This window comes from Polynucleobacter sp. AP-Reno-20A-A9 (genome assembly GCF_018882085.1).
Classification (GTDB): domain Bacteria; phylum Pseudomonadota; class Gammaproteobacteria; order Burkholderiales; family Burkholderiaceae; genus Polynucleobacter.
The window spans coordinates 52,206-77,535 of the sequence record NZ_JACVPB010000009.1; the positions used below are offsets into that span (position 1 = coordinate 52,206).

The 25,330-nt window shown below is 47.4% G+C and carries 27 protein-coding genes; 11 read left to right on the plus strand and 16 right to left on the minus strand.

What is annotated here, in order from left to right; translation table 11 throughout:
- Window position 1: 1 nt before the first annotated feature.
- The 11 genes from lepB to ICN39_RS08760 all read right to left on the minus strand — a co-directional run bounded on the left by lepB (window position 2) and on the right by ICN39_RS08760 (window position 10,590).
- Complete coding sequence (gene lepB, locus ICN39_RS08710) at window positions 2–808, minus strand: signal peptidase I (protein WP_216233654.1); 807 nt, start codon at window positions 806–808, stop codon at window positions 2–4.
- The gene (gene lepA, locus ICN39_RS08715; protein WP_216233655.1) at window positions 808–2,613 is read right to left on the minus strand and encodes a translation elongation factor 4; all 1,806 of its coding nucleotides are present in this window, start codon (window positions 2,611–2,613) and stop codon (window positions 808–810) included. Before lepA ends, lepB begins: the two co-directional genes overlap by 1 nt.
- A 137-nt stretch (window positions 2,614–2,750) precedes the next feature.
- Window positions 2,751–4,199, minus strand: a complete 1,449-nt coding sequence (locus ICN39_RS08720; RefSeq protein ID WP_216233656.1) for a DegQ family serine endoprotease — start codon at window positions 4,197–4,199, stop codon at window positions 2,751–2,753.
- A 50-nt stretch (window positions 4,200–4,249) separates the two neighbouring features.
- Window positions 4,250–5,497: a beta-ketoacyl-ACP synthase II gene (fabF, locus tag ICN39_RS08725; protein WP_216233657.1), complete on the minus strand. Its 1,248-nt coding sequence runs from the start codon at window positions 5,495–5,497 to the stop codon at window positions 4,250–4,252.
- 21 nt (window positions 5,498–5,518) lie between these two features.
- Complete coding sequence (gene acpP, locus ICN39_RS08730; protein ID WP_011902246.1) at window positions 5,519–5,758, minus strand: acyl carrier protein; 240 nt, start codon at window positions 5,756–5,758, stop codon at window positions 5,519–5,521.
- A 100-nt stretch (window positions 5,759–5,858) separates the two neighbouring features.
- Window positions 5,859–6,602 (minus strand): 3-oxoacyl-ACP reductase FabG, encoded by a 744-nt coding sequence (gene fabG, locus ICN39_RS08735; RefSeq protein WP_216233658.1) that lies wholly within the window; start codon window positions 6,600–6,602, stop codon window positions 5,859–5,861.
- Between the two features lie 51 nt (window positions 6,603–6,653).
- The gene (gene fabD, locus ICN39_RS08740) at window positions 6,654–7,589 is read right to left on the minus strand and encodes an ACP S-malonyltransferase (protein WP_216233659.1); all 936 of its coding nucleotides are present in this window, start codon (window positions 7,587–7,589) and stop codon (window positions 6,654–6,656) included.
- 60 nt (window positions 7,590–7,649) lie between these two features.
- Window positions 7,650–8,636, minus strand: a complete 987-nt coding sequence (locus tag ICN39_RS08745) for a beta-ketoacyl-ACP synthase III (RefSeq protein ID WP_216233660.1) — start codon at window positions 8,634–8,636, stop codon at window positions 7,650–7,652.
- Window positions 8,633–9,646, minus strand: coding sequence for a phosphate acyltransferase PlsX (gene plsX / locus ICN39_RS08750; protein WP_216233661.1), 1,014 nt, complete (start codon window positions 9,644–9,646; stop codon window positions 8,633–8,635). The genes ICN39_RS08745 and plsX overlap by 4 nt, the downstream gene beginning before the upstream one ends.
- An 83-nt stretch (window positions 9,647–9,729) precedes the next feature.
- Window positions 9,730–9,909, minus strand: a complete 180-nt coding sequence (gene rpmF, locus ICN39_RS08755; RefSeq protein ID WP_011902241.1) for a 50S ribosomal protein L32 — start codon at window positions 9,907–9,909, stop codon at window positions 9,730–9,732.
- A 105-nt stretch (window positions 9,910–10,014) separates the two neighbouring features.
- A complete protein-coding gene (locus tag ICN39_RS08760) occupies window positions 10,015–10,590 on the minus strand; it encodes a DUF177 domain-containing protein (protein WP_216233662.1) in 576 nt (191 codons plus the stop codon).
- A gap of 42 nt (window positions 10,591–10,632) precedes the next feature.
- Here ICN39_RS08760 and ICN39_RS08765 point away from each other — a divergent pair, with 42 nt between their 5' ends.
- Together ICN39_RS08765 and ICN39_RS08770 are read left to right on the plus strand one after the other, a co-directional pair.
- Window positions 10,633–11,247, plus strand: a complete 615-nt coding sequence (locus ICN39_RS08765) for a Maf family nucleotide pyrophosphatase (RefSeq protein ID WP_216233663.1) — start codon at window positions 10,633–10,635, stop codon at window positions 11,245–11,247.
- A 31-nt stretch (window positions 11,248–11,278) separates the two neighbouring features.
- Window positions 11,279–12,049: an SAM-dependent methyltransferase gene (locus tag ICN39_RS08770; RefSeq protein WP_216233664.1), complete on the plus strand. Its 771-nt coding sequence runs from the start codon at window positions 11,279–11,281 to the stop codon at window positions 12,047–12,049.
- Between the two features lie 17 nt (window positions 12,050–12,066).
- On the opposite strand, the gene sppA is transcribed toward ICN39_RS08770, so the two are convergent.
- Genes sppA through ICN39_RS08785 form a run of 3 tightly spaced genes read right to left on the minus strand, consistent with a single transcriptional unit; the run spans window position 12,067 to window position 14,732 of the window.
- Window positions 12,067–13,014 carry a signal peptide peptidase SppA gene (gene sppA / locus ICN39_RS08775; RefSeq protein WP_216233665.1) on the minus strand — a complete coding sequence of 316 codons (948 nt, stop codon included), beginning with the start codon at window positions 13,012–13,014 and terminating at the stop codon, window positions 12,067–12,069.
- Between the two features lie 12 nt (window positions 13,015–13,026).
- Window positions 13,027–13,707: an HAD-IA family hydrolase gene (locus ICN39_RS08780; protein ID WP_216233666.1), complete on the minus strand. Its 681-nt coding sequence runs from the start codon at window positions 13,705–13,707 to the stop codon at window positions 13,027–13,029.
- An 11-nt stretch (window positions 13,708–13,718) separates the two neighbouring features.
- The gene (locus ICN39_RS08785; protein ID WP_216233667.1) at window positions 13,719–14,732 is read right to left on the minus strand and encodes an RluA family pseudouridine synthase; all 1,014 of its coding nucleotides are present in this window, start codon (window positions 14,730–14,732) and stop codon (window positions 13,719–13,721) included.
- A 464-nt stretch (window positions 14,733–15,196) separates the two neighbouring features.
- Between ICN39_RS08785 and ICN39_RS08790 the strand changes: the two genes are divergently transcribed.
- The 5 genes from ICN39_RS08790 (at window position 15,197) to ICN39_RS08810 (ending at window position 21,263) form a co-directional block, all read left to right on the plus strand.
- On the plus strand, window positions 15,197–17,818 hold the full coding sequence (locus ICN39_RS08790; RefSeq protein WP_216233668.1) for an Rne/Rng family ribonuclease: 2,622 nt from the start codon (window positions 15,197–15,199) through the stop codon (window positions 17,816–17,818).
- Window positions 17,819–17,971: 153 nt separating this feature from the next.
- On the plus strand, window positions 17,972–19,039 hold the full coding sequence (gene moaA / locus ICN39_RS08795) for a GTP 3',8-cyclase MoaA (protein ID WP_255532411.1): 1,068 nt from the start codon (window positions 17,972–17,974) through the stop codon (window positions 19,037–19,039).
- A complete protein-coding gene (mobA, locus tag ICN39_RS08800) occupies window positions 19,039–19,644 on the plus strand; it encodes a molybdenum cofactor guanylyltransferase MobA (protein ID WP_216233670.1) in 606 nt (201 codons plus the stop codon). Before moaA ends, mobA begins: the two co-directional genes overlap by 1 nt.
- A complete protein-coding gene (glp, locus tag ICN39_RS08805; RefSeq protein ID WP_216233671.1) occupies window positions 19,641–20,957 on the plus strand; it encodes a gephyrin-like molybdotransferase Glp in 1,317 nt (438 codons plus the stop codon). The genes mobA and glp overlap by 4 nt, the downstream gene beginning before the upstream one ends.
- 12 nt (window positions 20,958–20,969) lie before the next feature.
- Window positions 20,970–21,263 carry a hypothetical protein gene (locus ICN39_RS08810; RefSeq protein ID WP_072583151.1) on the plus strand — a complete coding sequence of 98 codons (294 nt, stop codon included), beginning with the start codon at window positions 20,970–20,972 and terminating at the stop codon, window positions 21,261–21,263.
- 65 nt (window positions 21,264–21,328) lie between these two features.
- Here ICN39_RS08810 and ICN39_RS08815 read toward each other — a convergent pair whose 3' ends face one another.
- A complete protein-coding gene (locus ICN39_RS08815) occupies window positions 21,329–22,342 on the minus strand; it encodes a D-glycerate dehydrogenase (protein ID WP_216233672.1) in 1,014 nt (337 codons plus the stop codon).
- 119 nt (window positions 22,343–22,461) lie between these two features.
- On the opposite strand from ICN39_RS08815, the gene fdxA reads away from it, so the two are divergent.
- The 4 genes from fdxA to ICN39_RS08835 are packed head-to-tail and all read left to right on the plus strand — an operon-like array spanning window position 22,462 to window position 25,189.
- Window positions 22,462–22,785 (plus strand): ferredoxin FdxA, encoded by a 324-nt coding sequence (gene fdxA, locus ICN39_RS08820; protein WP_216122099.1) that lies wholly within the window; start codon window positions 22,462–22,464, stop codon window positions 22,783–22,785.
- Window positions 22,786–22,804: 19 nt separating this feature from the next.
- On the plus strand, window positions 22,805–23,851 hold the full coding sequence (locus tag ICN39_RS08825; protein ID WP_216233673.1) for an FAD-dependent oxidoreductase: 1,047 nt from the start codon (window positions 22,805–22,807) through the stop codon (window positions 23,849–23,851).
- Window positions 23,852–23,894: 43 nt separating this feature from the next.
- Entirely contained in the window at window positions 23,895–24,689 is a 795-nt protein-coding gene (locus ICN39_RS08830) for a thymidylate synthase (protein WP_216233674.1), read from the plus strand.
- 11 nt (window positions 24,690–24,700) lie between these two features.
- Window positions 24,701–25,189 carry a dihydrofolate reductase gene (locus ICN39_RS08835; RefSeq protein ID WP_216233675.1) on the plus strand — a complete coding sequence of 163 codons (489 nt, stop codon included), beginning with the start codon at window positions 24,701–24,703 and terminating at the stop codon, window positions 25,187–25,189.
- 45 nt (window positions 25,190–25,234) lie between these two features.
- Here ICN39_RS08835 and ICN39_RS08840 read toward each other — a convergent pair.
- Window positions 25,235–25,330, minus strand: a 96-nt coding sequence (locus tag ICN39_RS08840; protein WP_216233613.1) for an IS3 family transposase, incomplete at its 5' end; no start/stop codon positions are given.

The following is a 25,330-nucleotide window of genomic DNA, read 5'->3' on the forward strand; positions in this document are numbered from 1 at the left end:
TTTACTCGAATCCGCCAATACGGCCAAGATTACCTAGGTTCAACCAAACAAAGAAGGCCTTACCGACAATGTTTTTATCCGGCACAAAGCCCCAGTAACGTGAGTCTGCGCTGTTGTCACGGTTATCGCCCATCGCAAAGTAATGCCCTGGGGGCACCTTGCAAGTCACACCAGACTGTTGATACTGGCAGAATTCAGAACCTGGAAAACGCTCAGTCGGAAATACGGTAGCCGGACGATCTGGATCATTAAGGATGTCATGACGATTACCACCCAAATCTGCCGGGAAGGTTTCTGTGAAACGCTTGGCATAGCGCATATTCTCAGGATCGAGATAAGGCTCACCGCCACTATATTGCAAGGGCTGCCCATTAATAATCAGGCGCTTATTTTCATAAGTGATTTCATCACCTGGCAATGCCACTACGCGCTTGATGTAGTCAACCGACTCGTCACGTGGGTAGCGAAATACCACCACATCACCACGCTTAGGCGAACCCAAGTCAACTACTTTTTGATTGAGCACCGGCAAACGAATTCCATAGGTAAATTTATTTACCAAAATGAAGTCGCCGATTTGTAATGTAGGGATCATTGAGCCAGAAGGGATCTTAAAAGGCTCGGCGATAAAGGAGCGCAAAACAAATACCGCACAAATCACCGGGAAGAAACCTGCGGTGTATTCCAGCCACAAAGGCATACGGTCAATACCTGCCAAACGTCTTTGTGGGGCAAAGTGTAATTTGTCAGCAACCCAAGCGATTCCAGAAACAATCACCAGGATGAAAAGGACTAGAGCAAAGTTCATTAATCCTCCACCTGCAGAATTGCCAAGAAGGCTTCTTGTGGAATTTCCACGTTACCTACTTGCTTCATACGCTTCTTACCTTCTTTTTGCTTCTCTAATAACTTACGCTTACGCGAGATGTCACCACCGTAGCACTTAGCCAATACGTTTTTACGTAAAGCTTTCACGTTTTCACGCGCAACGATATTGCTACCAATCGCCGCCTGAATAGCCACATCGAACATTTGACGGGGAATAATGCCACGCATCTTAGCAACCACTTCGCGACCGCGATGTTGACTATTACTGCGGTGAACGATCACAGAGAGAGCATCCACCCGCTCACTATTAATGAGAATGTCGACCTTCACTACATCTGCTGGGCGATATTCTTTGAACTCGTAATCCATCGAGGCATAACCACGTGAGATCGATTTCATTTTGTCAAAGAAGTCCAAAACAATTTCAGCCATCGGCAACTCATAAGTGAGCTTGACCTGACGACCTAAGTAATTCATATCCATCTGAATACCGCGCTTGCCAACACACAAGGTAATCATCGCTCCCACATACTCTTGCGGCATGTATAGGTTGACTGTCACAATTGGCTCAAGAATGGTATTGATTTTGCTAGCCTCAGGCATCTTCGATGGGTTATCCACCATCATGAGCGTGCCGTCAGATTGCTCCACTTGATACACCACCGTTGGAGCGGTGGTGATGAGATTCATGCCGTACTGACGTTCTAAACGCTCTTGCACAATCTCCATGTGCAACAAACCTAAGAAACCGCAGCGGAATCCAAAACCGAGAGCCTGCGAAACCTCAGGCTCATACAAAAGTGAGGCGTCATTTAACTTGAGCTTTTCAAGGGACTCGCGCAACTGATCGTATTCGCTCGCCTCTACTGGATATAAACCAGCAAAAACTTGGGGCTTCACTTCTTTAAAGCCTGGTAGCGGCTCAGCCGCAGGAACTCGCCCTTGCTGACCAGGAGTATGTGTAACTGTGTCGCCAACCTTGGCGGCTTTTAATTCCTTAATGCCGGCAATCACAAAGCCCACTTGACCAGCAGATAGCTCTGGACGATCTACTGACTTGGGGCTAAACACGCCGACATGCTCGACTAAATGGCTTGAACCATTGGCCATTAAGGTGATTTTTTCTTTTGGCTTTAAGGTGCCATTTACAACGCGCACCAACATGACAACACCTACATAGTTATCAAACCAGGAATCAATAATTAAGGCTTGCAATGGATCTGTTGCGTTACCCTTTGGCGGAGGTACCCGAGCAATCATTTCCTCGATGACATCTGCCACGCCCAAGCCTGTTTTGGCTGAACAAGTGATTGCCTCAGAAGCGTCAATACCAATGACGTCTTCAATTTCTTTTTTAGCGCGCTCAGGATCAGCTTGGGGTAAGTCAATCTTGTTAAGCACTGGTACCACCTCAACACCCAACTCCAGCGCCATATAACAGTTGGCAACCGTTTGCGCCTCAACACCCTGACTGGCATCTACAACTAACAACGCGCCCTCACAGGCAGACAAAGAGCGACTGACTTCATAAGAGAAGTCAACGTGTCCCGGGGTATCAATCAGGTTGATGTTGTAAATCTTGCCGTCTTTTGCTTTGTAATTTAAAGCTGCTGTTTGCGCCTTAATGGTAATGCCGCGCTCACGCTCAATATCCATTGAGTCAAGAACTTGGGCTTCCATTTCGCGATCGGAGAGACCGCCGCAGAGTTGAATAATGCGATCGGCAAGCGTCGATTTGCCGTGATCGATATGGGCGATGATAGAAAAATTGCGGATTAAATCCATAGCGTCTTAATAGGTCATTCAAAAAACGCCTTGTCAGAACGCACCACGATGATGCGCTGCAAAAAGTCGTCTTAAAGTGATTGTAATGGGTGGCGCCTAAAAGGCGCTAAACCCCATTTTTTGGCCCAAAAAAGGGGTTATTTAGGTCTTACAGGTACCACTAAAGTGCTGTCAGCACGGCGTATAAAGACCGGAACGGCCTTATTGACGTCCAAACCCTTGGCTAGAGCCTCAAATTGCTTAACACTCGTAATATCGGCATCCGCAACCCGAATAATGACGTCGCCCGGCCGGATTCCCGCTTTTGCCAAAGGACCATCACCTAAGCCAGTTACTTCAACCCCGCCCTTGATATTTAAATCCTTCTTTTTAGCGTCCGATAACTCACTCACAACAACTCCGAGGGTGTTCGCACCATTGCCGCTGGCTGCAGGTGTATCAGGCCTCTTGTTGGCAACTTGACCGGATTCAGTATCTGTTACGGTAACCGTTAAATCACGGACTCCACCCTTACGCCAAACTTGCAAGGGTGCTGAAGTACCTGGCTTCGTTTCACCTACTACTCTTGGTAAGTCGGTTGATTTAGAAATATCGCGACCATTAAAGCTGAGGATCACATCGCCTGCTTCAATACCACCAGCCGCTGCTGGTCCACCTGGCTCCACATTACGAACATAAGCGCCACGAGGTTTACCCAAACCTAAACTCTCAGCCACTTCTTTAGTCATCTCACCCAAAGCAACACCAATGCGACCCCGGGTCATCTTGCCATTAGTGCGTAATTGATCCGCAACACGCATTGCCTCATCAATTGGAATCGCAAAGGAGATGCCCATATAGCCGCCAGAGCGACTAAAGATTTGTGAGTTGATGCCAATCACTTGACCAGCAGTATTTAAAAGTGGGCCACCAGAATTTCCAGGATTCACCGCAACGTCAGTCTGAATAAAAGGTAAGTAGTCACCCGTATCACGACTCTTTGCCGACACAATCCCTGCTGTCACCGTATTCTCAAGGCCAAATGGGGAGCCAATCGCCAATACCCACTCGCCTACACGCACCCTAGATGAATCACCTAAAGGTAGCTTTGGCAAATCACGCGCTTCAATTTTTACAACTGCAACATCAGTACGCTTATCCATGCCGAGTAACTTTGCTTTGAACTCACGCTTATCAGTCAGAGTGACATAGATCGTTGTGGCGCCTTCAACAACGTGAGCGTTGGTCAAAATTAATCCATTGGATTCAATAATGAAACCAGAGCCTACGCCGCGATCGGCCTCTTGTGGCTTACCTGGATTGGGTTGTGCTTGCTTGGGACTATTTGGAATTCCAGGAATAGGTACACCAAAGAAACGGCGGAAGAATTCCGCTTGATCTTCAGGCATCCCAGGAATGCCGCCTTGTGCTTGCTGCACCACTACTTTTTCAGTAGTGCGAATATTTACAACAGCCGGACTAGCGCGCTCAACCAAATCTGCAAAGTCAGGAATCGTGACTCGGGGATTTTGCGCGATGGCAGATGGAATAAACGCGACCTGCCCTAGACCAAAGATAGCCAAGAGCGCAATTAAGTACTTTTTCATAATGCTATAGACCTACTTGGTGAAAACCAACAATGAAGATATTAAGAATATTAGGTCAGTTTGCCAAAAATCAAGGTACCGTTAGTACCCCCAAAACCAAAGTTGTTTTTGACTGCATGGTCAATCTTCACATCTCTAGCGGTATTGGCGCAGTAGTCCAAGTCACACTCAGGATCTTGATTGAAGATATTGATAGTAGGTGGCGATTTTTGGTTATGAAGAGCCAAAATCGTGAAAACAGACTCCAAGCCACCAGCACCACCCAAAAGGTGACCGGTCATCGACTTGGTAGAGTTAATTAAAGTCTTTTTAGCGTGATCGCCTAAAGCTGCCTTAATCGCTTCAGTTTCATTCTTATCGCCCAAAGGCGTAGAAGTTCCGTGAGCATTTAAATACTGAATTTGATCTGGATTGAGTTTGGCATCGCGCATTGCGTTCACCATGCAACGACGTGGGCCATCCATATTTGGCGCAGTCATGTGATAAGCATCACCACTCATACCGAAGCCTAACAATTCGCAATAGATTTTTGCGCCACGGGCTTTAGCGTGCTCGTACTCCTCAATCACAACTACACCCGCGCCTTCGCCCAGAACAAAACCATCGCGGTCTTTATCCCATGGGCGTGATGCAGTTGCAGGATCATCATTACGAGTAGACAGCGCTCTTGCAGAAGCAAAACCGCCAACCCCTAATGCTGAGATAGTAGATTCAGCACCGCCAGCAACCATGACATCAGCATCACCGTACTGAATTAATCGGGCAGCCAATCCAATACTATGTAAACCCGTTGTACAGGCTGTTACCGCAGCAACGTTTGGACCTTTGAGACCAAACAAAATACTGAGGTGGCCAGAAATCATATTGATGATGGAGCCTGGAACAAAGAAAGGTGAGATACGGCGAGGACCACGAGCCAATAACTCAGCGCCCGTTTCCTCAATCATTGGCAAGCCACCGATACCGGAGCCAACCATAACACCAACGCGTTCAGCGTTTTGTTCGGTAATCTCTAAACCACTGTCGCGAATGGCTTGCGTACCAGCAGCAATGCCGTAATGGATAAAGGTATCCATATGGCGCGCCTCTTTGGCAGATACATATTCTTCGACATTGAAATCTTTCACCTCTCCAGCGAAATGAACGCTAAGCGGAGTGTGGTCAAACTTGGTGATAGTAGCAATGCCAGATTTGCCCGCAAGCAAATTTGACCAAGCTACATCAACCGAATTACCAACAGGTGAGATAAGACCAAGGCCGGTGACTACTACCCGGCGTCGGCCATTTGATGCTGACACAGTAATACCTAGGCTAGGGAATTAACCCTGAGCTTTTGATGTAGCGAAGTCGATCGCGAGCTGAACTGTGGTGATCTTTTCAGCTTCCTCATCAGGAATTTCGATGCCGAATTCATCTTCCAAAGCCATAACCAGCTCAACAGTGTCAAGAGAGTCAGCGCCCAAGTCGTTCACGAAAGAAGATTCATTCTTGATGTCTCCTTCAGCGACGCCTAATTGCTCAGCGACGATTTTCTTAACGCGTTGTTCGATGTTGTCCATTAATTTCCCCAGGGGTTGTAAAAACGATGAAAGGATTTTATCAGTTTGGCGGACCGAATTAGCAAATTCGCCTAAAAATGACAAAATCCTGGCTTTGCCGTTAGGCTAAATAAAGTCCACCATTGACGTGGAGGGTATTACCCGTAATGTAACCAGCGGCTGGAGAGGCCAAAAAGGCCACCGCTTGGGCGACATCCTCAGGACTACCCAAACGCGCCAAAGGAATGTTCACTTTTAGGGCATTTTGCTGCTCTTCGCTCAAAGCGCGGGTCATATCGGTATCGATAAATCCAGGGGCTACGCAATTTACAGTGATATTACGGCTGCCAATTTCACGGGCTAAGGCACGAGTCATTCCAGAGACACCCGCTTTTGCAGCTGCGTAATTTGCCTGCCCAGGATTGCCCATATGACCAACAATAGAGGTGATATTAATAATGCGGCCGCTACGGGCCTTCATCATTGGGCGCATCACCGCTTGAGAAAGGCGGAAAACTGAACTTAAATTGGTATCAATCACATCAGTCCACTCATCAGCCTTCATGCGCATAGATAAGTTATCACGCGTGATGCCAGCGTTATTCACCAATATATTGATGCCGCCATACTCTTTCACGATCAGATCAATAATTTCTTCACAAGCATTTGGAGCGGTCACATTCAGTACCTTGCCAGCACCGCCTGAAGCTTTTAAGCGCTCATCAATCGCTTTAGCCCCACTCTCGGATGTCGCTGTTCCAATGACTTTGGCGCCGCACTTTACTAACTCATCCGCAATTGCCTGACCGATGCCGCGAGAGGCACCAGTTACCAAGGCAATTTGTCCACTTAAGTCGAGATTCATGTTTGTCTTCCGCTGTTTTGAGTACTTCTTTAATTTTCTTTAGTCTTGATTTTATTTCAGAGTTGCCAGAACTTCATTCAAGCTAGCTTCGTCAAATACTGGCATACCCGTCACTTGATCATTAATACGTTTTGTAAGGCCTGCCAGAACTTTCCCTGGGCCGCACTCTACTACCTGAGTAATACCCTGAGAAGCCATAGCCTGAATGGTTTCCTGCCAGCGCACAGGCTTGGCAGCTTGACGCACTAACGCATCTTTAATCGCAAGCGGATCATTCAAGATTTCAACATCTACGTTATTGATAACGGCAATGGTTGGCACCTTAAATTCGATGTTAGCTAAATAGCCTCTCAGTTTTTCAGAGGCTGGCTGCAACAAAGAAGAATGAAATGGCGCAGAAACTGGTAATGGCAGAGCTCGCTTAGCGCCAGCAGCTTTTAATAATTCGCATGCTTTGGTAACCGCATCACTTGCACCAGCAATCACCACTTGTCCAGGTGCATTGAAATTAACAGCCTCAACCACACAACCAGACACAGCACTAGCCTGAGCGCAAACCTGAATCACCATAGCATCATCTAAACCAAGAATCGCTGCCATACCGCCCGTACCAACAGGCACTGCACTTTGCATCGCTTCGGCACGAAAGCGCACCAAAGGTACGGCATCTTTAAAAGAAATAACGCCAGATGCAACCAAGGCGGAGTACTCACCCAGGCTGTGACCTGCCATCACCTCGGGTACAGCACCACCCGCCGCCAACCAAGCACGATAAAAAGCAACGCCCGCAGTTAGCATCACCGGCTGCGTATTCGTAGTTAATGACAATGCCTCGGCGGGGCCTTCAGAAATCAATTTTGCAACGTCTTCGCCCAATGCTTCGGAAGCCTCTTGCAATGTTGCGCGCACTTCTGGGCGCTCAGAAATGGAATTGAGCATCCCAACAGATTGAGAGCCTTGGCCAGGGAATACAAATGCAAATGTCATGTGATTAATTCACTAATAAAGAAATTAAAGAGATGAGTAAATAAATATAGTGAGCTGCTCTTAGTATTTAATGGCAACCGCACCCCAAGCGAATCCGCCGCCAACGCCCTCTAGCAAGAGATGTTGTCCACGCTTGATCTGCCCAGAGCGCACGCCAGCATCTAATGCCAACGGAATAGATGCAGCTGAAGTATTGCCATGCTCATGCACGGTAACGATCACTTTATCCATGGACATGCCCATCTTCTTAGCAGTACCTTCCATGATACGAATATTGGCTTGATGGGGAACCAACCAATCGATTTGCTCCGGCTTCAGGCTGGCCTTATCAAGCGCCTCATGAGCTACTTGCTCTAAAACCTTCACAGCTAGCTTAAAGACTGCTGGACCATCCATTGTCATAAATGGGGAGCCATGAACTTCGCCATTACCAGCGCGCCCAGGAACACACAAAATATCGCGTTGACTACCATCAGCATGTAATGCAGTAGAGAGAATGCCTGCCTCATTTGAGGCCTCGAGCACAACCGCCCCAGCCCCATCGCCAAACAAGACGCAAGTGCCACGGTCTTGGAAATTCAGAATGCGGGAGAAGGTCTCTGCACCAATTACCAATACCTTTTTATATGTGCCAGAACGAATAAACGCATCTGCAATAGCGAGCGCATAAGTAAAGCCAGCACATACTGCCTGCACATCAAAAGCGGCGCAAGAAGTATGGGCACCCAACTTATCCTGCACTACGCAAGCAGTGCTTGGAAAGCCGCCCAAATGGTCTGGCGTAGAAGTGGCCAAAATAATGAGGTCTAAATCTTCAGAAGTCATTCCGGCGCTCTGGAGTGCTGCTTGCGCAGCCTTCATTGCTAGATCACTAGTCAGCTCGTTTTCAGCAGCAAAGTGGCGTGCAGAAATTCCACTACGCGTTTTAATCCACTCATCACTGGTCTCTAGGCCAGTTTTGGCAAGACGTTCAACTAAGTCTTGGTTGGTTAAGCGCAACTCGGGAAGATAGCTTCCCGTGCCCGCTACTCTTGCAAAAATACTCATACTTTTGTCTCCACCACAAAGGCTGCAGCAATACGCTCCACCATGCGGTTCTTAGCCGCTTCATAGGCGCGATCCAAGGCAAAGCCAAAAGCAAAGCGATCAGCAGAACCGTGACTCTTAATCACACAACCACGTAAACCCAACAATACTGCACCGTTATAACGACGATGATCAACGCGCTTACGGACTCTTAATAAAGGCACCATTGCGCAAATTGCCATCAACTTAGTAAGCCATGAGCGATTAAATTCTTGACGAATCAAACCACTCATCATTTTTGCTAAACCTTCACTAGCCTTGAGAACGACGTTACCGACAAAGCCATCGCAGACCACAATATCGGTCGTACCCTTGAAGATGTCGTTGCCCTCTACATTGCCGTAAAAGTTTAAAGAGGTTTGACGCAGTAATTCGCCAGTTTGTTTAACTACTTCATTCCCTTTAATCACTTCTTCACCAATATTGAGAAGACCAATTGAAGGGTTTTCCTTGCCATCCACCACTTGCACCATCACGTTTGCCATCTGGGCAAACTGAACTAAGTGCATTGGCTCGCAGTCGGCATTTGCACCGAGGTCCAGCATAGTTGTACCGCGCCCTAATTCATTGGGGATGGCGGTCGCAATCGCAGGACGATCAACACCCTCAAGCGTTTTGAGAATATAGCGAGAGATCGCCATGAGCGCACCAGTATTGCCAGAAGAAACTACAGCATCAGCAGCGCCTTCTTTAACTTGCTCAATGGCAACACGCATAGATGAATCTTTTTTACGACGTAAAGCAATCTCGATGGGATCATCCATCAAGACGACTTCACTAGCGGAAATAATTTGAATTCGCTCCATAGGAGCTTTTGGAAATTTACTCAAGGCTTGCTTGATTAAATCGGGATCACCAACGAGGGTGATTTTCACATCAGCATGTTTTTCTAAAAAATCGCAGGCAGCCGGGACCGTCACGACGACTCCATGATCTCCGCCCATGGCATCAATAGCAAGAGTAACGCTCATAAGCTCATTGATTGCTGCAAGTGATTTATCCAAGAAAAAAGCGGCTTTTACTGGAGCCGCTTCTATCTGTTTAGACTAAAAAATTAGTCGTTTTTGGTTTTAACAACTTTACGACCACGATAGTAGCCGTTAGGTGAAATGTGGTGGCGCAAATGAGCCTCACCAGTTGTGGCTTCAACAGCCGTAGCAGGTGCGGTCAAGAAGTCGTGCGCACGGTGCATGCCACGTTTGGAAGGTGATTTTTTGTTTTGTTGAACGGCCATATTGAACTCCTAAGCAAGGCAATATTCTAGCATGGAAATGTGCCTAAACGCTTGATTTATTGACAAAAGATACTTAAAACAACAACTGAAATAAAACCCCTAATTTCAGTTTTTCTTCATATTTTTCAATACGTTAAAGGGATTTTCCCGCTCATTTGATGGCCCCTCATCAGCCTCATCCCCAAAGGTGGATGCGTGTGGCTCACAAAACCCATCTGGATGCTTTGGAATGAGGGGTAAAGACAGCAAAACCTCATCCTCTATGGTTTCCAGGAGGTTAAAATGCTGATTTACGACCAGGGGCTCTTGCTCTTCATCCTCAACGGGGTATTCATCCGCCTCAGAATCTGTCAAAACCAGAATAAATCGACGTTTTTCATCCAAATCGACCGCACAATCTTGTAAACAGCGCTGGCAGACCAGGTGCAGACGGCCTTTTAGGCCTAATTCGAGGATTTGATGGGGCTCACTCCCCGGGGAATCCTGAAAATGAGTCTTCACTGACCAATTGAAACCATCGGCTGGATTGACGACTGAAGCCTCCTCAGCCACTCTTGGTATATCTGACATGCTTAAAAAACCAGTCCCCACATAAGATTGAGGGGCACAAAAATCTACCCTTCTTAAGGCACTAGGCTCGGCAGATAACACGACTTGAGGTAAAACTTGATTACGATTCATGGCATCAGTCTAAATGAAGCCCCCCTAGAAAGCACAGCAAAAATGAGTATCTCTACAAATGCACCTCAAAATCCAAGACTCATCTTGGCATCTACATCGGCATATCGCCGTGAGCTTTTAGAACGACTACGTATCTCTTTTGAAGTCATCTCACCGAAGGTAGACGAAACCCCACTCACCAGCGAGAGCACTCTTGATTTAGCGCTTCGACTTGCTCAAGCAAAAGCAGCCGCAGTTGCCAAAGAACATCCTAATGCTTGGGTGATTGGCTCTGATCAAGTTGCAGATCTTTGTGGTGCAGCAATTGGTAAGCCAGGTAATTTTGAAAGGGCTTTAGCGCAACTACAACTCATGCGTGGTCAAGTAGTGACTTTTCAAACGGCGTTATGTTTGATGAAGGGCGACACCCAAACCACTTTATGCGTTCCTACTCAAGTCACCTTTCGCAAACTGCCAGACAGTGCTTTAGAGGCCTATTTACTTGCTGAAGAACCTTATGACTGCGCTGGCAGCGCTAAGTCTGAAGGCCTTGGCATTAGCCTGCTAGAGTCCATTAAGAGTGATGACCCAACTGCTTTAATTGGCTTACCGCTGATTGCGTTAACCGGCTTACTGCGCGATGCCGGTTTTGCAATCCCATCAAAAAATATTAAGTAATAAAAAATTAGAAAATAAGAAGAAGCAATTCATGAACAAACTCGGCACTCTTTATTTGGTTCCCAACACACTGGGTGACGATGGTCGCGCCGAGCAATTGCCCTGGGTACTTCCATCGGAAACGATTACGCAAACTGCCAAGCTACAGCACTGGATTGTTGAGGATGCCAAAACGGCGCGTGCGCTATTAAAAGCAATCGATTCTATTTCTCCATTGGCATGCTCTATTCAAGAAATGCAAATGAGTGAATGGCGTGGTGCTGCACGCAATGCAAAGTATGGTGATGCGGTTAAGCCGGCAGATTTACTTAAGCCTTTGCTTGCCGGAAATGATATGGGCTTGATGTCTGAAGCGGGGGTCCCCGGTGTTGCTGACCCTGGTGCAGAGTTAGTGCTGGCAGCCCACAAGCTAGGCGCCCAAGTGAAGCCACTCATTGGGCCGAGCTCGATCTTGTTGGGTCTAATGGCAAGTGGGCTCAATGGTCAACGCTTTGCATTTCAGGGGTACTTGCCTCATGACACCCATGAGCGCACCGCCAAGCTCAAGCAACTTGAAGTTGAATCTAGAAAATTACAACAAACTCAAATTTGGATTGAGACGCCGTATCGTAATACCGCCATGCTCATGGCCTGCATCAATTCGTTGGCGCCGCAAAGTCTGCTCTGTCTCGGAGTGGACCTTAGTCTGCCGACGGAAATGATTACCACGCAATCGATTGCGGATTGGCGCAAGAAATATCCAAATGAAGCTGCTTGTGCTTCATTGCAAAATAGGCCAACAGTATTTCTACTATTGGCCTAGATCTTAATACTTTATTTTTACTTTAAGTCTGGTGTCTTCACTAAAGCTTTACCAGCAGCTGCACCAGCTTCTGCGCCAAAGCGTTTAGCAACGCGCTCCGCGAAATTTTCTTTCATGGTGTAGTCCAGAATATCGGGCGCTTTAAAGATATCGCGCGCAACTGTATCGACAGTACCGTAACCATCGGCCAAGCCAATCTTCACAGCTTGCTCGCCATTCCAGATACGGCCAGAAAATAAATCTGGCACGTCTTTTAAGCGATCGCCACGACCCTCTTTCACCACTGCAATAAATTGCTGATGAATCTCATCGATCATGGTCTTAACCATCTCTACTTGCTTTGGATTCTCTTTACTGAACGGATCCATCATGCCCTTATTGGAGCCTGAGGTAATCATGCGACGAGTCACACCCAACTTATCCATTAAGCCTGTAAAACCAAAGCCTTCCATGATCACGCCAATCGACCCCACCAGACTGGCTTTATCAACCAAGATTTGATCCGCAGCAACTGCAACGTAGTAACCGCCAGAAGCACAAATGTCTTCGACTACGACATAAAACGGTTTTTTGGGGTAGAGCTTGCGCAGGCGATGAATCTCATCATTAATCATGCCTGCCTGGACTGGAGAACCTCCGGGGCTATTGATGCGCAATACAACCCCGGCACTATGTTCATTTTCAAATGCAGATAGTAAGGATGAATTGATATCCATCGCATTAGCCATCGAGCTGGAGGAAATTTCCCCTTCCAATGTCACTAAGGCAGTATGTTTTTCAACCCCCATACCTTTACCCGGAAGATGAAAGTCAAATATAGAAAGCAAGGCACCTACGATCACCAATAATGTCAGGATTCTCAAGACTGCCTTCCAACGACGCGCTTTACGAGTCTCCTTCAAGTTCTCCAACAAGAGATGTTCGAGAGCTTGACGTTCCCAATTGGGGTTTGGGTTGTTTTCCATCTTTTTACTTCCTTAGTGTTGCAGGTTATTTTTAAGCCATTGTGAAAGTTGCGCAACATCATCCACATGCGCCAATGATGGCGACTCTTTTAAAGTGCTCGGAGGATGGGCGCCATAAGTTACCGCTACCGCATCGACCCCAGCATTAGCTGCCATATCTAAGTCATGGGTAGTGTCGCCAATCATGAGCATACGACGGGTCGGCACCTGGGTGACATCTGATAGCTCCAACAACATTCCTGGATGAGGCTTAGAAAAAGATTCATCGGCTGTACGAGTCTCATGAAAGAGATGGCCGATCTGATGATGTTGCAGCGAGCGATCTAATCCGACGCGCGACTTTCCAGTGGCAACAGCCAATAGATATTGTTTTGCATGCAGCTCCTCTAAAAGCTTCCGAATGCCAACAAACAAATCAAGCTCATGATCTTTTGCTAAGTAGTGATAACGAAAACGCTCTGTCAGTTTTGGAAAATGAGCCGGCTCTATCCAAGGCACTGCTCTGCGCAATGAATCTTGAATCCCCAAACCAATGACCGAACTTGCTAAGGTATCGTCTGGCGCCTTAAAACCTAAATCGCGACACGCTTGCTGAATGCAATGCACGATGGTTGGCGTGGAATCCATGATGGTTCCATCCCAATCCCACACAATCAGGTCATACGGTCGATTCGATTTATTGGCTTGCGACATTCTGATATTGACTACTCAAAGGTTTTGATCATGGCCGAAAATTCTGGGGGTAATGGCGACTCAATGCGCATCTTTTCACCAGTTCGTGGATGTGTAAAACCAGCCAGATGAGCGTGCAGATATAAGCGTTTGGACTTAACTACCTTATCTAAATCTTCAAAGCCATATTTATCGTCACCCAAAATTGCGTGCCCTAGCTTTTGCAAATGGACTCGGATTTGGTGAGTGCGTCCTGTCTTAAGTTGCGCCTCAGCCAGAGTGATAGTCGCGTCTTCACGCTTGAGTGTTTTAGTTACCCGTAAGGCCGTATGGCTGGGCACCCCATCTGGATCAACCCGAACACGACGCTCGCCATTAGGCAGAAGATATTTATGCAGCGGATATTTGAGTTGCATAGTTTGCGCACCTTGCACAATTTCACCATGTGCAAGTAAGTAATAGCGCTTGTCGGTTTGCCCCTCACGAATTTGACGGTGCAATTCCACTAAAGCGCTCCGCTTTTTAGCTAGGAGCAAAACCCCTGAGGTATCACGGTCCAAGCGATGGACCAATTCCAAGAACTTGAGTTCGGGGCGGGTAATGCGCAGGGTCTCAATGACCCCAAGTGCAATGCCTGAGCCGCCATGAACAGCCAAACCAGCCGGCTTATTCACTATTAAGAGCGCTTCATCCTCAAAAAGAATCGGCATTTTGTCTGAGTAGCCATGCGCCCGAGATTTGGTTTGGGCACTATTAACCTCAGCCATTTGGGCCGGTTCAGCAATTCGGACTGGGGGGAGTCGCACTACATCGCCCTCAATCAGACGGGTGGTTGGCTCAGCCCGCTTTTTATTGACCCGGACCTCGCCAGATCGAATAATTCGATAAACGTGGCTTTTGGGAACACCTTTGGCCCAGCGCAATAGATAATTATCCAAGCGTTGACCGGCCTCTTCGGGACCAATGGTCTGAAGATGCACTGCAGCAGGAGCTGAAGTAGAGGGCGTTTTTACCTTTAAAGGCTTGGAAATAGGTTCGGATTTCATGATTTATCTCTCTCGTGACCCCACCAGGGGATGACAAGGGACTCAACAATACCCCATTGTCACGCAACTTGTGCCGTATAATCAACGCTCTAGCCAATTTATTGGCCCGAGACCAACCTGAAGCCAGGTTTGAATCGTGGAGCTTGGAGTCGCCCTTTAAAAGACTCCCGGGGTTGCCCCTCCCCCGTTGTAATGAGGCGCAGGGTTGGTGTGCCGTATGCCGCGACCCGCGATTAGAAGACAGTTTTCAGGCGCGCGCCTGCATTGATGACCTAAAGGAGGTCTCTGCGGCGATCGTCAGGTGTGGCACCAAATTAACCAACAGTTAAGCTGGTGAACTAGGCAAAAAATGTCTAGATTTGCATGATCCACACTCATAAACCACCTTGGGCTTAGTCCCAAGCGGTATCTAACTTGTCCCCTAACGCAGCGCGCAACGACGCCCTCCCCCATAGGAGAGTGTTATGAAACGCATGTTGTTTAATGCAACTCAACAAGAAGAGTTGCGAGTTGCCATCGTTGATGGTCAAAAACTCATTGATATCGATATCGAAGCTGCCGGCCGTGAACAACGCAAAGGCAATATCTACAAAGGTGTCATTACCCGTATTGAACCTTCCCTTGAGGCCTGCTTTGTTAATTACGGCGAAGAGCGTCATGGCTTTTTGCCATTTAAGGAAGTTGCCCGCAGTTACTTTAAAGAAGGTACAGACGTTCGTAACGCCTCCATCAAGGATGCCTTGCGCGAAGGTCAAGAAATCATTGTTCAAGTAGAAAAAGAAGAGCGCGGCCAAAAAGGTGCAGCCCTCACGTCCTTTGTCTCCTTGGCAGGCCGTTATCTGGTTCTCATGCCAAATAACCCACGTGGAGGTGGCGTTTCCCGCCGCATTGAAGGTGAAGACCGTCAAGAACTCCGCGAAGCGATGGCTCAATTAGAAGTAGCAGATGGCATGAGCATCATTGCTCGTACCGCTGGTATTGGTCGCGATGCCACCGAATTGCAGTGGGACTTAAGTTACCTCATGCAATTGTGGAAAGCGATTGACGAAGCTGCTAAAGGCAACTCCGCTCCATTACTGATCTACCTCGAATCTAGCTTAGTGATTCGCGCGATTCGCGATTACTTCCAGCCTGATATTGGTGAGATCCTCATCGATACCGATGACATCTACGAACAAGCTGCAGCATTTATGTCTGTAGTCATGCCTGACAATTTGCCACGAGTAAAGCGCTATCAAGATGATGTGCCTTTGTTCTCTCGCTTCCAAATTGAGCATCAAATTGAAACTGCCTACTCACGCACTGTGCCATTGCCATCTGGCGGCGCAATCGTAATCGACCACACTGAAGCCTTAGTTTCAGTAGACGTCAACTCAGCACGCGCAACCCGTGGTTCTGATATTGAAGAGACTGCAACTCGCACCAACTTAGAAGCCGCCGATGAAATCGCCCGTCAAGCGCGTTTGCGTGACTTAGGTGGCTTGATCGTGATCGACTTCATTGATATGGAATCGAGTAAAGCTCAGAAAGATGTTGAGAACCGTTTACGTGATGCTCTGCGTCATGACCGTGCTCGCGTTCAGATGGGCAAGATCTCCAAGTTTGGCTTAATGGAAATGTCTCGTCAGCGCTTGCGCCCGGCATTGTCTGAAGGTAGCCATGTAACCTGCCCACGTTGTAACGGCACCGGCCATATTCGCGATACTGAATCTTCTGCATTGCAAGTTCTGCGCATCATCCAAGAAGAGGCAATGAAGGAAAACACAGCAGCGATTCATACACAGGTACCAGTCGAAGTGGCTGCCTTCCTCTTGAATGAAAAACGTGCTGAAGTAATCAAAATCGAGACTCGCTTCAAAGTGAATGTCTTGATGGTTCCTAACAAGCATCTAGAAACTCCGCATTACAAGCTCGAGCGTTTGCGCCATGACGACCCACGTCTGGACGATCAAAAAGCTAGCTACGTAATGGCGGAAGAAGCTGCTCGCGAACTCGAGACAGACACAACAGTTAGCAAAAAAGATGCTGATGTAAAAGTGCGTCCAGAAGCAGCGGTCAAGGGAATCACACCAACACAACCTGCGCCAGTTAGCCAGCCACGTCCTGCACGCACTGAAACAGTGGCGACTGAAAGCTCTGGGGGCTTCTTTGGATTTATTAAGAAGCTTTTCGCCTCAGCTCCAGTAGTTGAAGAGAAGCCTGCATCAAGCAATCCACGTGGCCGTAATCAAGGTCGTAATGGCAATGATCGCAATCGTGGTCGTAACCGTCGTGGCGAGCGTACTGAGCGCCCAGCAGCAGCAGCTGCAGCTGAAGGCACTCCAGCAGAAGGCGCCAATAATAATCGCAACCGCAACAACCGTAACGGCAACCGCAATCAAGGCAATCAAAATGGCCCAAAGCCAGAGCGTCAAGATGGCAATCGTAATCAAGCCAATCCAGCGGCAATAACCCCTGCAACTGAAGCAGCTCCTGGTAGCGAACCTGCTCCAGGTGCTGATGGTGAAGAGCGTCGCGGTCGTGGTCGCAATCGTCGTGGTCGTGGTCGTGGTCAACGTGGCGAGCGCACGGAAGGCGGCAATGATGTTGCCAATACACCTGCAACTGCTGTGTCCGCAAGTCCATTTGCAGGCCCTCCTGTAGGAATGGCTGGCGCATCTGCAAGCATGCCAATTCAGAACATCGTGAACAGCTTTGGTAACGCAAAACCTGTGGCAGAGAAACAAGAAAGACAAGAGCGCGCACCACGTGCTCCACGTCAATCAAATCGTCCTGCACCAAACTCTGCATCTGCTCCAGCTCCAGTGGCTGTTGCGGCTGCTCCGCTAGAAGTAATCACTAAACCTGCACCAGAACTTCCTAAAGTTGCCTTCCAGGCACTTGAAGAAACTCCGTTGCATAGCGTTGTGCAATCAGCAGGCATGATCTGGGTCGCTACCGACTCTTCTAAGCATGCTGATGCTCAAAGCCAGATTCAGGCAGAGCCAGTGGCTCATAACTTAGGCAGAGCACCCAAACCGGCTGCTAGCCTTCCTGATGGCCCAATGGTTTTAGTTGAAACCGGCGGACAAGAAAAAACGGTTTAACGCTTATTCAAGCTTTTCTCCAGACCGCCATTTATCCCAAAAGGATATTTGGCGGTTTGGCAGAAACCCCGTTTCACAGCCATAATTGAGAGCATGGTTGAAAAAGTAAACCCCAAGGTAATTCCGATACGCATCGATGAAGGTAAAGGCCTGATGCCGTCTATTGGCGCCCAACTCATCACGCCACATGGTCATACCAAAGACACTCGGGGACGCACCCTAAGAGATCTTCGTATCTCCGTGACCGATCGCTGCAACTTTCGCTGCACTTATTGCATGCCTAAAGAAGTATTCGACCAAAACTATCCCTACTTAGCTCATAAAGAATTACTGAGCTTTGAAGAAATCACTCGCCTCACCTCTATTTTCGCTACTTTGGGCGTTGAAAAAATTAGACTGACTGGTGGCGAGCCTTTACTACGCAAGAACTTAGAAGTACTCATTGAGATGTTGGCCAAAGTGCGCACTCCAGAAGATAAAGCGCTGGACCTCACTCTCACTACTAACGGTAGCATCTTGCGCAAGAAAGCTGCTGCACTAAAAGCCGCAGGTCTACAAAGATTGACAGTCAGTCTTGATGGTTTGGATGACGCCATCTTTAAAAAAATGAATGACGTCGACTTCCCCGTTGCCGATGTGCTCGATGGCATTGCCGCCGCGCAAGAAGCAGGCTTCCAAAACATCAAAGTCAATATGGTGGTGAAGAAAGGTACCAACGATCATGAGATTGTTGCGATGGCTAAGCACTTTAAAGGCAGTGGAGTCATTCTGCGTTTTATTGAATTTATGGATGTAGGCAGCTCTAATGGCTGGAATATGGAACAGGTACTTCCGTCTAAAGAAGTCATTGCCAGAATTCATGAAGCTTTTCCTTTGGAGCCAGTAGAGGCTAACTATATCGGCGAAGTCGCACAGCGCTGGCGTTATGTCGATGGCTCAGGTGAGATTGGCGTGATCTCCAGTGTTACCCAAACCTTCTGTCACGAATGCTCTAGAGCTCGCATCTCGACTGATGGCCAGATGTATCTCTGTCTCTTTGCTAATGAAGGTTTTGACTTCAAAACCTTATTGCGCTCGGGCAAGAGTGATTTAGAAATCGCCAACGCGGTAATGAATACCTGGTCAACTCGCGACGATCACTATTCAGAAATTCGAGGCTCACATACTGCGAATCTATCATCCAGCAACCGCAAGGTTGAAATGTCTTACATTGGTGGTTAATGATTTCTACTAAAGACATCACTGCACTCATACTTGCTGGTGGACGTGCGCAACGTATGGGTGGTATTGATAAAGGGCTGATTCCTTTCCACGGTAAACCACTCATTGAGTCAGCTATTGCAAAGCTTAAGCCCCAAGCGCAAACCATTGTGATTAATGCCAATCGCAACATCACTAAGTATGCGAGCTATGGATATCCAGTAATCATGGATGAGACACCAGATTTTTCAGGTCCGCTAGCAGGCTTCTCTGTAGGCCTGAAGGCCTGCAAGACCCCTTATCTCCTTACCTCGCCTTGCGACTCGCCCTTGCTACCCAATAATCTCGCAGAGTCATTAATTACCGAGATGGAACGGGGTGATTTTCAATTGGTGTACGCATCTACGAAAGAGGTCGATGGCAAAGTATGGGCGCAGCCTGTTTTTTGCCTTATGCAGAGTAACTTGCAGGATTCATTGAATCAATTTCTTCAAACAGGAGATCTCAAAATTGATCGCTGGTTTAAAGAGTTGCGTAGCAGCACCGTCATATTCAATCACCCCCAGTCTTTTGCTAATGTGAATACCCCTGAAGAGCTAAAGGCACTAGAAGAAGTATCAGCATGAGTCATTCCCCAAACCAAGCAATTCTATTAACCTCGTCGCTACATGTTGATGACGCGCGTAAGGCAATTGCTGCGTTGGTAGATGATCTCATTCAAGAGGCTACAGCAATTAATGATCCCGCAGACATTGAAACTGCTCCATTAGATCAGGCGATTAATCGAATATTGGCAGTTGATTTACTTTCACCCATCGATGTTCCGGCTGCTGACAATTCTGCGATGGATGGTTATGCATTTGATGGCAAATGCCTCGATACAAGCAGTCCATCTATTTCATTGAGAGTGATTGGCACAGCACTTGCAGGCAAGCCTTATGAAGACAGCATTGGTGCAGGAGAGTGCCTCAAAATCATGACTGGCGCTCTGATGCCTACTGGCTGCGATACCGTCATTCCACAAGAATTCACAAATGCCAAAGATGGGCTTACGATTGAATTCAAGCAAGATCAATTAAAGCCTGGCGAGAACCGACGCTTACGTGGCGAGGATCTTCAAAAGGGTAAACCTGCAATCGCTGCCGGTCGCTTACTGCGCCCTTCTGATCTAGGTTTAGTTGCATCACTAGGTATCGCCTCTTTACCCGTAAGGCGCAAACTTAAAGTAGCCATTCTGTCTTCAGGCGATGAATTGCGTGCACTAGGCCAAGCATTGGATGCGGGTAGCATCTATGACAGTAATCGCTATAGTCTTACTGGTTTGCTTAACCGCTTAAATATAGACATCATTGACTGCGGGATTGTGCGCGACGACCCCGCCTCTTTGAAGCAAGCCTTTATCGAGGCAGCCAGTAAAGCGGATGTATTGATTTCTTCCGGGGGTGTTTCGGTTGGCGAAGCAGATTTCACGAAACAGATCATGCAAGAGTTAGGCGATGTCGGCTTTTGGAAAATCGCCATGCGCCCAGGACGCCCCATGGCCTTTGGAGTTCTTAAGCCTGTAGCTGGAAAATCTCCTGCTCGCAAAACCCTTTTCTTTGGTCTGCCCGGGAATCCGGTAGCGGTCATGGTGACCTTCTATCAATTTGTCCGTGCAGCACTTCTGCAGCTCAATGGCGCCAATCAAACCGAACCGCCTCTTACCCAAGCTATTGCCGAAGCTCCTATTCGGAAAAAGCCGGGTCGCACAGAATTTCAGCGCGCCATTCTAGGGCGTGGAGCTGATGGCAAGCCAACAGTAAGGCTAACTGGAAGCCAAGGCGCCGGAATTTTGCGCTCGATGAGTGAGGCGAATTGCTTTGTGATCCTAGGTCACGAACAGGGAAATGTTGCTGCTGGAGACTGGGTAGATATAGCGCTTTTTGATGGACTGCTTTAAGATTGCGTCATCATGAAACTTAGCAAAAAAGAACTCGTCTTTCTAGACCCAATGCATACCGCCAAAACCTTGGTTTTGGTTTATCTCTGCTTCTCCGTACCGATCGTATTGTTGGCTCTGTTTGTAGCCTTCATTCGGGATGGCGCCATTCCTGGATTCACTGTGCTATCCGCACTCATTCTCAATGCTCTACTCGGCTTTGGATTGTTGTGGATCGCCTGCAAAGTCTATAACTGGGTTGCTGGCAAATTCGGCGGTATTGAATTAGCATTGCGCGAACTGCCAGAAGAAATTGACGCTGAGTAAGTAGCTCAAGATTCCTAGCTAAGCCCCAAGTAATAAAGCCGAGTAATACTCGGCTTTATTTTTTTCTAAGCTTTGTAGACTTCTGCATTAATCAGGCTAGGTGGTTTTTTCCCATCAAGCGCTGCACGTAAATTATCCACTGCTAAATCCACCATTGCTCTACGTGTTTTTTCTGTGGCGCTAGCAATGTGTGGAGCAAGCACAACGTTACTCAATTTCAATAGCTCGGGATGTACTTTAGGCTCTCCTTCGAACACGTCTAAGCCAGCAGCAAAGATTCGTTTCTCCTTGAGAGCTTGAGCCAGCGCCGCATCATCCACAATACCCCCGCGGGCAATGTTTATAAGGGTTGCAGTCGGTTTCATGAGTGCAATTTCTTTAGCCCCAATCGTATGATGACTCTGGGCACTATAAGGCAACACTAGAACTACGTGATCAGCGGTGCGAAGTAATTCTTCTTTAGAAACATATTTAGCGCCACAGGCTTTTTCATCAACCTCAGATAAATGGCTGCGATTGTGATAAATCACATTCATTCCAAAACCTAAAGCACGCTTAGCAATTCCTTGGCCAATACGCCCCATACCAATAATGCCCACTGTGCTGTGATGCAAATCCATACCAAGTGGATTATTCACAATCGACCACTTATCCCACTGACCCGCACGCACCCAATGCTCGGATTCAGTAATGCGTCTTGCCGTTGCCATGAGTAACGCAAAACCAAAATCAGCGGTAGTGTCTGTTAATACATCCGGAGTGTTCGTAGCCATCACACCTGCAGCAGTAATTGCTGGCACATCAAAATTGTTATAGCCCACAGAAATATTAGCCACCACCTTCAAGTCTTTTGCATGAGCAAGTGCGTCGGCATCAATTCTTTCGCTACCAGCAACTAAAGCCCCTACAACCCCAGAGAGTTCTTTTTGCAACTCTTCGGGACTAAAAATCCTATCCTCTTGATTGGATCGAACCTCATAAGATTCCTCTAATTTAGCCAAAGCCTCTGGGAAAATGGCTCTTGTAACCAGGATTCTGGGTTTTTGCTTGCTAGCATGGGTATTTGACTGGGTATTCATAGTGGGAACTTTACCTCAACTAAATAGACCCTTTCGCCTGAAAAATAGGCTACTTCAGCTAAAATTGAACTTTTATAACTTAGCACCCAGCTTTTTGGGGCTCTCGAAACAAAACCGCCATGACTTACGTTGTTACCGAAGCTTGTATCCGTTGCAAATACACCGACTGCGTTGATGTTTGTCCAGTTGACTGCTTTCGCGAAGGCCCCAATTTTTTAGTCATTGATCCAGACGAATGCATTGACTGCGCAGTGTGCGTACCTGAGTGCCCAGTAAATGCAATTTATGCTGAAGACGACGTGCCTGGTGACCAACAAGCGTTTATCAAACTGAATGCTGAACTCTCTCCTTCTTGGACTTCGATCACCAAGTCCAAAGCAGCTCTTCCAGATGCTGAAGAATGGAAAGACGTTAAAAACAAACTTGATCAGCTAGTAAAGTAATTTACTAACCAAAGAAATTGTGTCGAATACACCTATAGAAACCGATGCCGTCATCATTGGCGCCGGTCCTGTGGGTCTCTTTCAGGTTTTTGAATTAGGTCTCCTGGAAATCAAAGCGCATGTCATTGATTCGCTCCCAGAGGTTGGCGGTCAATGCATTGAACTTTATCCAGATAAACCCATCTACGATATTCCTGCGATTCCAGTGTGCACTGGACGCGAACTCACCAATAATTTACTCAAACAGATTGAACCCTTCAACGCTCAATTTCATCTGGGTCAAGAAGTTAGTAAGCTTGAACGTCAGGCTGATGGGCGCTTTCTTGTTAGCACCTCACTAGACAATCACTTTCTTAGTAAAAGCGTCTTTATTGCTGGTGGCGTAGGGGCCTTCCAGCCCCGTACCATCAACATTGAAGGCATTGATGCCTTTGTGGGAAAACAAGTTTTCTATCACGTTAAAAATCCTGAGCAATTTACAGGCAAAAGAATTGTGATTTGTGGTGGTGGCGATGCAGCACTAGATTGGGCGATTCATTTTTCTGAGATTGCCTCTAGCGTTACCTTGATACATCGTCGCGACGACTTTAAAGCTGCGCCAAAATCAATTGCGAGAATGCGTGAACTTTGCGCCAATAAGCAGATGAATCTGCTCATCGGACAAGTGACCGGCTACGAAGTGAGAGGTGATCGACTTGCTGAAATTGCTTTCACCAATATTGATGGCGAAGCAAAACAGATTCCACTCGATGATCTTTTAGTATTTTACGGACTCTCCCCTAAGTTGGGTCCGATTGCAGAGTGGGGCCTGAATATCGACCGCAAACAAATCTGTGTTGATACAGAAAAATTCCAAACCAGCATCCCCGGAATTTATGCAGTTGGCGACATCAATGTTTACCCAGGCAAGAAGAAGTTGATTCTGTCAGGCTTTCATGAGGCCGCCCTGGCTGCCTTTGCAGCAGCAGCGTACCTGAACCCAGAAAAGCAGATTCAGCTGCAATATACAACTACCTCCCCCAAGCTTCACAAGGCTCTCGGGGTGAAGTCGCCCACATTCGAGTAAGCTATCCTTAATTCGTTAATACATAACCACTTTTAGCCAATATATGCGTCAATATCACGATCTCATGAAGGAAGTCCTCGCCAAGGGAGTTCAAAAGTCTGACAGAACAGGAACTGGCACGGTCTCTGTATTCGGGCACCAAATGCGCTTTAACTTGGCTGATGGCTTCCCAATGGTGACTACCAAAAAGCTGCACCTGAAGTCCATCATCTATGAATTACTCTGGTTCCTCAAAGGCAGCACAAATAACAACTGGCTTAAAGAGCGCGGCGTATCCATCTGGAATGAATGGGCAGCACCTGATGGTGATTTAGGCCCCATCTACGGCTATCAGTGGCGCTCATGGCCCGCACCGAATGGTCAACATATTGATCAAATCTCCGAAGTGGTTGAGACTATCAAAAAGAATCCTGACTCACGTCGCATTATCGTGTCTGCTTGGAACGTTGCTGATATTCCTCGCATGGCATTAGCGCCTTGTCATGCCTTCTTTCAGTTTTACGTAGCAGACGGCAAGTTGTCCTGCCAGCTCTATCAACGTAGTGCGGACATCTTCTTGGGCGTGCCATTCAACATTGCTAGCTATGCATTGCTAACGCATATGATGGCGCAACAATGTAATCTGGAGGTGGGAGACTTCATTTGGACTGGTGGTGACTGTCACTTGTATAGCAATCATCTTGAACAAGTAGAACTTCAGCTGTCGAGAGACTTTTTCTCTTTGCCTAAGCTTAATATTTTGCGTAAGCCTGATTCAATCTTTGATTACGAGTTTGAAGACTTCGAAATCGTCGGCTATGAATCTCATCCTCACATTAAAGCTCCTGTAGCCATTTAAGAATCGTACTCATGACTCAACCTGCTATTTCTATGATTGTTGCGCGCTCACGCAATAACGTCATTGGCCGTAATAATCAAATGCCCTGGAAGATCTCGGCTGATTTACAGTTCTTCAAGCGTATCACCATGGGGCACCCTGTGATCATGGGTCGTAAGACTTGGGAATCCATTGGACGACCGCTTCCTGGACGCCGGAATATCGTAGTAAGCCGCAATGCATCCTATGTGGCTACTGGTGGTGAGTTAGTCGGATCCCTTGATGAAGCCTTGAACAGCTTAAGCGAGTTCCCTCGTGTTTTTGTCATTGGTGGTGAGCAGCTCTTCACGCAGGCATTTCCGAAAGCAGACCGACTCTATATTACTGAGATTGATATGGACATTGATGGTGGCGATACTTTCTTTACGGTTCCCAATGCATCAGATTGGAAAGAAGTAGAACGCACTCCTGGATCCGAAGGTGATATTACCTTTAGCTTCATTACGCTAGAGCGCAAATAAAAAAGGACTCCTAGTGAACTGACCCACAAAAGTTGGACAGTTTTGTTAGGTTACCAGAAGGGATTGAGTTCGGTAATGAACCGGGCTCAATCCCTTTAGTTTTTGTTTGATCCGATCATGGTTGTAGTAGTGGATGTATTC